Raw genomic sequence first — 9,011 nt, 5'->3', positions numbered from 1 at the left:
AGGAGGGACATGCCCAACGTCAACTACGCATCGGGCCGGACCACGTCGGTCGTGATCGAGCACAGTGGGGGAGGAACGTGATGACGCTGACCGCCGCTGACGCCTCGTCGGGGTACTCCCTCTCGACGCGCGTTCGAGTGGCGTACGGCCTGGGATCCCTGGCGACAGCAACATACGGCATGGTGCCTGGTCTGGTCCTCCTGCACTACCTGACCAACGTCCTCGGCGTCGCTGCCGGGGCGGCGGGATTCGTTGTGCTCGTACCCAAGCTGCTCGATCTTGTCTACAACCCTGTCATCGGGAGATTGTCCGATTCGACCGTGTCACGACTCGGCCCTCGCAGGCCTTGGATGATCGCGGGAACCGTGGTGCTCGCGCCGGGATTCGTGGCCATCTTCTTCTCCCCGATCAGCGGCGACGGCGCCGCGTTGTGGGTAGGGGCCGCGCTGGTTGTGGCGGGGCTCGGCTTCTCGGCCTTCGTGATCCCTTACAGTGTTCTGCCCGCCGAGCTCGGGGCAAGCTCTGCAGAACGCACGTCCATGATGGTGTGGCGCACCGCCTGGCAGGCCGTGGCGATGATCATCGTAGCCGCGGTGACATCCACGCTCACTGGGAGCGAGAGTGGGGAACGTCAGGGCTACCTTGCGATGGCGCTCGTCATGAGTTGTGTGATTTTCATCGGCGCGACTGGCGCGATCTACAGTGCTCGTCGATCGTCTCGCGCTGCGGTGGCGGCCGAGTCGCTGGAGGTGACTTCGCTGCGCGAAGCATTGGGCACGGCCTGGTGGAACCGGCCGTTTCGTGTTCTGCTGGGCGTTTTCGTGCTCATCGAGGTGGTTATCTCCGTGACGCTGGCCGGGCTGCCGTACTTGGCGGTCCAGCTCCTCGGGTCGGACGGTGCGCTCGCACCGCTGTTCCTGTGTGCGGTGGGGCCGGTGCTGCTGACGATGCCGGCGTGGCGCCGCGCCGCGGTTGTCTGGGACAAGAAATCCTGCCTGACGGTGGCGCTTTCGATCCTCGGTGCGGGCGCCATTGCTGTTGCCGCGCTGCCTCGCGTGGAGCAGTCAGTGCGATTCGAGGTGGCTTGTGTGGCCATCTTGATCGCCGGAATCGGCTTCGCCGGAGCGCAGATCCTGCCGCAAGCAATGCTCGCTGACACCTTGGCCGCCGACGCGGTCGAGTCCGGGCATCGCCGTGCGGGGGTTCTCGCAGGGCTGTGGTCAGCCGGCGAGACGATCGGCGGTGCCATGGGCGCGGGTGCCTACGGCTTCATCCTCGCCATGAGTGGATTCGTCTCATCGACAGCAGATCAGGCGGTCGGTCAGCCGCGAAGCGCGCAATGGGGCATAGTGCTCGGCTATGCCGCGATCTCCTCGGTGAGTGTCCTGGCGGCGCTCGGCCTGCTGCGGCGCTACGTACCTGCCGAGGACGGGCGCACCACTGGTTGACATCGGCGACTTGCCTCCTCGCCGATCTGCCGTGCCGCGATCACCGCTGGGCCACCGTCGCACGGGCAGGTGCTCGAACTGAGAATGACCTTGTTGCGGGCCCGCTTTGGCGATCCGTCGAGTCGGGCGCGGTTGGCAGGTAGCAGAGGTGAGCGCGGACTCGAGGCGCGCCGGCTCCTGCTCTGCGCAACCGTGGGCCCGTACTCGAAACCGACGTGGACGACAGCCGTTCACTAGATGTCGAACCGTGGTCGTCGCGATAGCCTGCTGTTTGTCGGGGTAGTGCACCCGTCGTGGTCGGATTCCGACCGAACCGCCCAGGCCTGCGCGTGGGCCGACCACCTCCACCATCGTGTCGCGACGATGCCCATCGAAGAGTTTGCCACGAGGACGATCTTGACACCGGCATTTGTTTCGGTGACACTGTAACCTAAATTGGATGTGAGCCTGTTGGCGGCGACCAACTGCACCTGATAAGGTGCTGGCTGGACTCTCGAGTCGGCGGTGACGCACCCGAAGAGGTCCGGATACGGACGCCATTCGCGGCCTATCCGCGCGCTTGATCGCCAAGTTCTCCGCTCGACGAAATCATCGCCGTGTGTCTGAGCCGCGGAAATCGGCCACGGACCACCATCCATTATTTCCGGCCAGACGATCACCCAACCACTCCAGGGCAGACCATGTCTACGATCGACGAGCACCTCATCGCCCCATCGATTCGGCAATCAACGACTACCTGGGACTGGCACTGCTGAGCGACGCCAAGATCAACCTCCGCGTCGCCCGGTTGTTCAATTTGCCTGTCGCCGACTCTTTCACCGTGCTCGTTCTGTCGCTGGCTCGCAGCGATACACGCCCGACGACGTCATCGGAATTACAATGCCGTCGTATTCGCGATTTTCTGGCGATACGCTTCAGCCACCCGATCCCCGTAGTTCTCACATCCGGCTGGGGAACGGTCCTCATTCCCGCAACGGCGCTCACCACCGGCCGCCTCGGTGATTTCGTCTCCGGTCTCACGGCAGCGGTCGATGTCCCAGTCACCAGCGTCGCTGTCGAGTCCGCCGTGCAAGGCATCCCCGACGCTGCGAGCATCGCTCGCGAACTACTCGATGTGGCGATCCGACTCCGTAAGGCGCCGCGCCTGTACCGCCTCGCCGATCTCGCCCTGGAACACCAGCTCACCAGGCCCGGTCCGGGCCGCGACAAACTCGTATCCCTCCTCGCGCCACTCGACGCGTCCCCCGATCTCCGACGCACTCTCTTCGCGCTCGTCAACCACCAATTCGACCGCCGGAACGTGGCGCGCCGACTGCACGTCCACCCCAACACGATCGGCAATCGTCTCGCGCAAATCCTCGAACTCACCGGGCTGCCGCCGACCAGCGACTCCCAATGGCGTTTGTACGCAGCCGTTGTTGCCAGCAGATTTGTCGGGGGTGTCGGCTTACCAGTGGATTCGACGCCAGGAGCCGTAGTATTCCAGTCGGAGTGATCCGGTATTCGATGCAGTGGGAGGTGGGCGGCACGCGTTTCCTGCAACCATGAGCTGATCGCTTCCGTGGTCGAGCAGGGCGGTCTCGCCTAGATCATCGACGTCGTAGGTGGAACCGGAACCGCGGCCACTACGAGCGATCCGCGAAGCGAGGTGACGAAGGGCGAGCAGGGGGACGTCCGGCCAGAAGCGTCCCGACGAATGATGACATTGCCGCTACCGCGACGAGCGTTCCGAAAATCACTCCGATGAGCGGCAGGCTCCAATGCTGAGCGGCAAATCCGACGCCGACAACCGGAATGGAGATGGCCAGGTAGGCGACGACAAAGTAGCTGGACGCGATCTCACCGCGGCGCGATGTCGGGGCGGTCTGCACTACCGCGCCGAGACCCTTGCTGAAACTGGTGCCCTGGCCGATGCCGCCGCTGACGGCCGCCGCGATCAGCGCGGGCAAGGACTCGGTACTCAGAGCTACTCCGATGAGGACGGCACTCAGGGTCAGGCCTGTGCAGCCCACGAGTAGGGCGTCGCGGGCAGGCAGCCCTCTGGCTGCCATTTGAGCGACTGCGGAGGCGAGAAAGAGAGTGGAGACCAGCAGTCCGGCGACGGCCTTGTTGTGGATCAGTAACGTCTGGTTCAAGAACGTCGGAACGACCGAGGTGAACAGTCCGACTACCGAGAATCCGGCGAAAGCAGCTGTTGCGGCCCGGACGAAGACGGTCGTGGTCCCGGGGGGAATCGAGAGCCGCTGTACCGTGAGGCCGGTATGTGGCTGCGGGACAACAGTTTCCGGCACAATGTGAAGTGCGAGCGTTGCCGCGGCTATCAGCGCGATGTGGGCAGCAAAGGCAAGGCGCAGCGGCCACGGCCCGTACTCCACCAGCAGACCGGACAACATCGGGCCGACGCCCAGTCCCCCGATATTGGCCACCCCGGCCGCGACCATGGCGCGCGACTTCCATGATGGGGGTGCGATCTCGGCAATCATGGCGGTCGCCGTCCCGGTGAAGAGCCCGGCGGACAATCCCGACAAACCGCGCCCGATCAGCAACTGCTCGACCGATCCGGCCGTGAGGAACACCAACGAGCTCATCGCGGAGCAGCCGAGCCCCGTGAGCAGCACAGGTCGCCGTCCGAGCGTGTCGGACCATCGACCGAAGAGAATCAGCGCTGCCACAACTCCCACGGCATAGGTTGCGAAGATCATCGTGGAGGTGGCGATGCCGAACCCGAATTCGGTCGCGAAGAGGGTGTACATCGGGGTCGGCAGTGTGGTGCCGAGCATGACAACCGCGAAGACGCCGCACAGCAGGGACATATCCCTGATCGATGGACCGCCTTGCGCGGAGGCGAGAGGGCCTCCGTCGACGTTGTTCTCGGATGTCGGGGCGATGCACATGGTGGCAACAGTGCGCGGGAGAAGGCCGCACGTCAATGAATAATGGCAACACTGTGACCGATACTATAAGTGGTGGACTTGTCCGTTGCTCGTGCGGCGACGTTGAACGTCGCTACCGAGGAGGTCGGTCAGGGAGTGTGCCAACGGGCCGACCGGCCGTGGCGGGCCCGTCGATTCAGTGGGCGGCGGGTGCCGGGTCGGCCGACGGGGGATGGGGATAGTGGGCGCCCAGGCCGGAGACAATCATCTCCAGTCCGAAACGGAACTCGTCTTCGAGCCTTTGCTTCGGCAGGCAATGGGCGACCGCGAGGGTGGCGGGATACCCATCTGGATCCAGCGCCTGAAAGAGTGCGGTGAGGCGAGCGGGCTCGCGGTCGGGTTCGTCGGTGGTGTGGAGCTGGGCGGCGAATCCCACGACATAGCGGGCCAGTGTGGCATATGCGCGGGCCGCCTCCTCGGGGGCGAAGCCGGCGTCGAGAAGGATGGCGAGGAAGCGCTCGCGAAGCGTGAGGACGTGGGGGCCGGTGGGAACTTGCTCGATGAGTAGCGGTGCGATTCCGCGATGCGCGGCGAGTGTGTCGAACATGGCTTGGGCGGCTACCCGGCATGCTTGCTGCCAGTCGCCTCTCGAGGCCGTGTCGAGCTCGAGATCTACCTCGCCGAAAACATGGTCGACCACCATTCCGACCAATTCGGCTCGGCCGCTGACGGCCCGATACAGGACGGCGGTGCCTGTGTCGAGTCGCTGCGCGAGGTTGCGCATCGACAGTGCTGCCGCCCCCTCCTCGTCGACCAGGCGCACCGCGGCGGAAATGATCTTGTCCATCGGCATCCGTGGGCGTCCGGGTGGGCGACGGGCTCGGCTGCCGTTGGGCTCGGTGATGCTTCCCATTTTCGTATTGTCGCCGATCCGTCGTTCGGTCATGTGACCAGTATACGGTCACGTCGTTGCCGATACGGGCGGAACTCGGGTGGCATGGCCTGGCGTCCGTCCAGCGGTGGGGCGCCCGATTAGGTAACGATGTTGCCAATATGCCTTGACTCGCGGACACATAACGGCAACACTGTAACCATTATGAGCAGACGAGCCGAGGCAGACGACTACATCGACCCTGATTCGCGTTTCGTGACCGTTGATGGTCACAACATCCATTACAAGCGGACCGGCGCGGGCCCCTCAGTGCTGCTCCTGCACGGCAGCGGTTCTTCGCTGCACAGCTTCGACCGGGTGGCCACCGGGCTGTCGTCGCGCTTCGACGTGATTCGCCTGGACCTGCCCGGCTTCGGCCTCACCGGCCCGCGCGCGGACCGGGACTACCGAATTCCAGCATTCGTCAACACCGTAGGTGCATTCCTGGACGTCATCGGCGTTGACAAGACCTCGGTGGTCGGCAACTCGATGGGCGGCAATATCGCCTGGAACCTTGCGCTCGACCAGCGGCGGCGGCTGGATCGGCTGGTGTTGATCAATGCCACCGGCTATCCGGGCAAGGCGCTACCCCTGGCGCTGCGACTTGCCCGCAACCCGGTCGGGCGCACGCTGATCCGTACGATGTCGTCCCGATCGGCCACCGAGCGCAATCTGCGCTCTACCGTCGGGTCGAACAAGTCGGTGGTGGACGACGCGATGGTTGACCGGGTGTACGCAATGCTGACGCGGCCCGGTAATCAGCAGGCGTTCATCGACTTCGCCAACACCGATCAGGTCGATCGCACCGCCGAGATCCCCACGATCGCGGTTCCCACGCTGGTGCTGCGGAGCGCGTCGGTCGACGCCCAGCACTTCGCGCGCGATATCCCCGGCAGCCTCGAACGGACTCACCCGAGCAGCGGCCATCTGCTCCCGGATGAAGGTCCGGACTGGGTGGCCGACGAGCTGTTGAACTTCCTGACGGCCGAGATTCCCGCATCGAAGGAGGAGCGGCGATGAAGTACTTCGTGGTGGCCGGCGAGACTCGCCGCTTGGACGAGGCCACCCGTGCCGAACTGCGCGGTGACTTCATTCGATGCCGAGACGGAATCACCCACTACGAGCTGACCGGCCCGGGGGAGGGCGAGGTCGTAGTATTCGCAGGCAGTTTGACCACCCCGCTGTTCTACTGGGATCGACTCGTCGACGAGCTACATGCGCGCGGCTTCCGGACCCTTGTCTTCAGTGCATACGGACGCGGCTACTCGGACCGGGTGCAGGGCACTTACGACGAGGCGCTGTTCGTCAGGCAAATCGCCGACCTGACCGAGCGCTTGAACATCACCAGCCCGTTTCACCTCGTCGGAGCTTCGATGGGCGCGCTGGTAGCGATGGCTTTCGCCCGGGAGCACACCGACCGAATCGCCACCTTTACTCTCGCCGGTCCCGCCGGGCTGCAGCCCGCGCCTGCATTCGCCTTCCTGCTGCGCAACGAAACGCTGGGCACCCTGCTCGCCAGAAAGCTGGGAAGCAAGATGCTCGACCGGCACCTGTCGCACAATGTCCGAGATCCACAGCTGTCCGCGGTACTTGCGGCAATGGTGCGTGAGTCCTATCAATACGAAGGCTCGATCTACGCGTTGACCGCCACGCTCGCCGCCTTCCCATTGGCCGGACGCGAAGACCTCTACCAGCAGGTCGGCAGTCTGCCGTTCCCGAAATTGCTGCTGTGGGGAGACCGAGACGAAGTGACCCCGATCTCGAGCTTCGACAAGGTGGAGTCACTGTTGGCGCCTACCGAATCGCACATGGTTTCACCCTGCGGGCACATGGTGCCCTACGAAGAGCCGACCGAGACCGCGCTTCGATTCACCGAATTCGTCACAGCTGCCAGGAAAGAGTCGTCACGATGAAGACCACGCCAAAATCCGGACCGATCGACGTCCTGGTTGTCGGTGCCGGGCCGACCGGTACCGCCCTGGCCATCGATCTCACTCGCCGCGGAGTGGCAGTGCGGATCATCGACAAGGCTGCAGACGCCTTCGAGGGCTCGCGTGCCAAGGGCGTTCAGCCCCGCAGTCTCGAGGTGCTCGAGGACCTCGGTGTTCTCGACGATGTCCTGGCCGGCGGATCGACATACCCGCCTCTGGGTATCCACGCGGGCCCGCTGACGCTCCCGTGGCACATGATCTCGCGCAACGACAAGACCTCCGATGTGCCCTACCCGAACACATGGTTGATTCCCCAGTTCCGTACCGACGCCGCACTGCGTGCCGGACTGCAGCGAAGGGGCGTGACCATCGAAACCGATTGTGAATTGACCGGATTCGAGCAAGGTCCGGATGGCGTCGTGGCGACGGTCACTGGCCCAGCTGGTGCCGAGGAGATCAGCGCTCGCTACCTTGTCGGTGCCGACGGCGGCGGGAGTGCTGTCCGCAAAACGGCAGAGATCAGCTTCGAAGGCAAGACCGACGAAGCGGATCGAATGATCATCGTCGACGCGGCGATCGACGGTCTGTCCCGGAACCGGTGGCACGTGTGGCCGCGGCCCGGTGGCCGCTTCCTGGGTGCGTGCCCGATCCCGCATTCCGACCGGTTCCAGGTGATGATCCGCCTGAAGATCGGGGAGGAGCCCGCTCTCGACGAGGCGAGTCTGAATGCCCGGGTTCGCAAGCAGACCGGCGACGAGAGCCTGCGCTTGCACGATATCGGATGGTCGTCGGTGTTCCGCCCCAACATTCGCCTCGCGGAGAAATACCGGACCGGACGGGTATTCCTCGCCGGAGATGCCGCGCACGTGCATCCCCCCGCCGGTGCACAGGGCCTCAACACCGGCCTGCAGGATGCTTACAACCTGGGCTGGAAACTCGGCCAGGTGCTCGCCGGGGCACCGGAGAGCCTCCTGGACACCTACGAGGCTGAGCGGCAACCGATCGCTGCTGGAGTGCTGGGTTTGGCGACCAAGAAGTACGAAGGCCTGGCCAAGCTCGACCCGTCGGCGATCAAGCGCGGCGATGACGAGCGGCAGCTCAGCCTCCACTACCGTGGCGGCCCACTTGCGCCGGCCGATTCCGGACACACCGCGACCCTGTGGGTCGGGGATCGTGTCCCGGACGCGAAACTACTGGACGCGAACGGGGGAGCCCGACGACTTTTCGACCTCTTCACCGGATCGCACTTCACCGCGATCGCGTATGGATCCGAGGCCGCCGAAGAACTGGCGAAACTGGCGTGGCCCCCGACGGGCGCCGGTCTGAAGAAGGTTGCCGTCAACGGCGGAGACAAGGTCGGCGCCGACGTGGTGCTCGCCGATATCGCTGATTCCTTCGTCCGGACCTACGGTCTCTCGGGCCCCACCCTTTTGCTGGTGCGCCCGGATGGCTACATCGGCTCCATTGCCACCGACGACATGGGTTCGGTGACCGAGGCGCACGCCACGGCGCTGATCCCAGCTGTCAACCTCTCGATGGGGACCGGCACCGGAAGCCTGCCGTGACCCGCGGCGATCGCTGACACAGCCTCTATCAGGAGGAACGTGATGATGTGGCATGTGATGGTTGATCTCGGCCTCGGCCCTCCTTTGCATTTCGTCGCCTCCTACGAGGCTGCCGTGATATTTGCGCGGGAGGCCGTCGAACGCGGTTGGGCTCGCGCCGTCGCTGTCGACGATATGGTCGACCAGAGATACCCGGCGATGCCATGTCAGGGACTGTTCTCCGCGGAGCGGCCAGAATTTCGCCTCCCGTTTCTACGAGCTCC

The 9,011-nt window shown here is 64.7% G+C and carries 7 protein-coding genes; 5 read left to right on the top strand and 2 right to left on the bottom strand.

Going from position 1 to position 9,011, the window contains the following annotated elements; genetic code table 11:
- Positions 1–80 precede the first annotated feature (80 nt).
- A complete protein-coding gene (locus tag Q7X29_RS20165) occupies positions 81–1,448 on the top strand; it encodes an MFS transporter (protein ID WP_316575040.1) in 1,368 nt (455 codons plus the stop codon).
- 598 nt (positions 1,449–2,046) lie between these two features.
- Positions 2,047–2,943, top strand: a complete 897-nt coding sequence (locus tag Q7X29_RS20160; RefSeq protein ID WP_316575039.1) for a PucR family transcriptional regulator — start codon at positions 2,047–2,049, stop codon at positions 2,941–2,943.
- 130 nt (positions 2,944–3,073) lie between these two features.
- On the opposite strand, the gene Q7X29_RS20155 is transcribed toward Q7X29_RS20160, so the two are convergent.
- Positions 3,074–4,342 (bottom strand): MFS transporter, encoded by a 1,269-nt coding sequence (locus Q7X29_RS20155; protein ID WP_316575038.1) that lies wholly within the window; start codon positions 4,340–4,342, stop codon positions 3,074–3,076.
- A gap of 175 nt (positions 4,343–4,517) precedes the next feature.
- The gene (locus Q7X29_RS20150) at positions 4,518–5,267 is read right to left on the bottom strand and encodes a TetR/AcrR family transcriptional regulator C-terminal domain-containing protein (protein WP_449411945.1); all 750 of its coding nucleotides are present in this window, start codon (positions 5,265–5,267) and stop codon (positions 4,518–4,520) included.
- Positions 5,268–5,417: 150 nt separating this feature from the next.
- On the opposite strand from Q7X29_RS20150, the gene Q7X29_RS20145 reads away from it, so the two are divergent.
- The 3 genes from Q7X29_RS20145 to Q7X29_RS20135 are packed head-to-tail and all read left to right on the top strand — an operon-like array spanning position 5,418 to position 8,748.
- Positions 5,418–6,272 (top strand): alpha/beta fold hydrolase, encoded by an 855-nt coding sequence (locus Q7X29_RS20145; RefSeq protein ID WP_316575037.1) that lies wholly within the window; start codon positions 5,418–5,420, stop codon positions 6,270–6,272.
- Positions 6,269–7,165: an alpha/beta fold hydrolase gene (locus Q7X29_RS20140; RefSeq protein ID WP_316575036.1), complete on the top strand. Its 897-nt coding sequence runs from the start codon at positions 6,269–6,271 to the stop codon at positions 7,163–7,165. The genes Q7X29_RS20145 and Q7X29_RS20140 overlap by 4 nt, the downstream gene beginning before the upstream one ends.
- Positions 7,162–8,748 carry an FAD-dependent oxidoreductase gene (locus tag Q7X29_RS20135; RefSeq protein ID WP_316575035.1) on the top strand — a complete coding sequence of 529 codons (1,587 nt, stop codon included), beginning with the start codon at positions 7,162–7,164 and terminating at the stop codon, positions 8,746–8,748. The genes Q7X29_RS20140 and Q7X29_RS20135 overlap by 4 nt, the downstream gene beginning before the upstream one ends.
- Positions 8,749–9,011 lie beyond the last annotated feature (263 nt).

The organism is Nocardia canadensis (assembly GCF_032656385.1).
GTDB lineage: Bacteria > Actinomycetota > Actinomycetes > Mycobacteriales > Mycobacteriaceae > Nocardia > Nocardia canadensis.
This window is presented reverse-complemented; position numbering and strand designations above follow the sequence as displayed.

What these genes read in the sequence shown, in the direction of transcription:
- Q7X29_RS20145 (WP_316575037.1), top strand. Translation starts at nt 5,418, where the DNA reads ATGAGCAGACGAGCCGAGGCAGACGACTACATCGACCCTGATTCGCGT.
- Q7X29_RS20140 (WP_316575036.1), top strand. Translation starts at nt 6,269, where the DNA reads ATGAAGTACTTCGTGGTGGCCGGCGAGACTCGCCGCTTGGACGAGGCC.
- Q7X29_RS20150 (WP_449411945.1), bottom strand. Translation starts at nt 5,267, where the DNA reads ATGACCGAACGACGGATCGGCGACAATACGAAAATGGGAAGCATCACC.
- Q7X29_RS20165 (WP_316575040.1), top strand. Translation starts at nt 81, where the DNA reads ATGACGCTGACCGCCGCTGACGCCTCGTCGGGGTACTCCCTCTCGACG.
- Q7X29_RS20155 (WP_316575038.1), bottom strand. Translation starts at nt 4,342, where the DNA reads ATGTGCATCGCCCCGACATCCGAGAACAACGTCGACGGAGGCCCTCTC.
- Q7X29_RS20135 (WP_316575035.1), top strand. Translation starts at nt 7,162, where the DNA reads ATGAAGACCACGCCAAAATCCGGACCGATCGACGTCCTGGTTGTCGGT.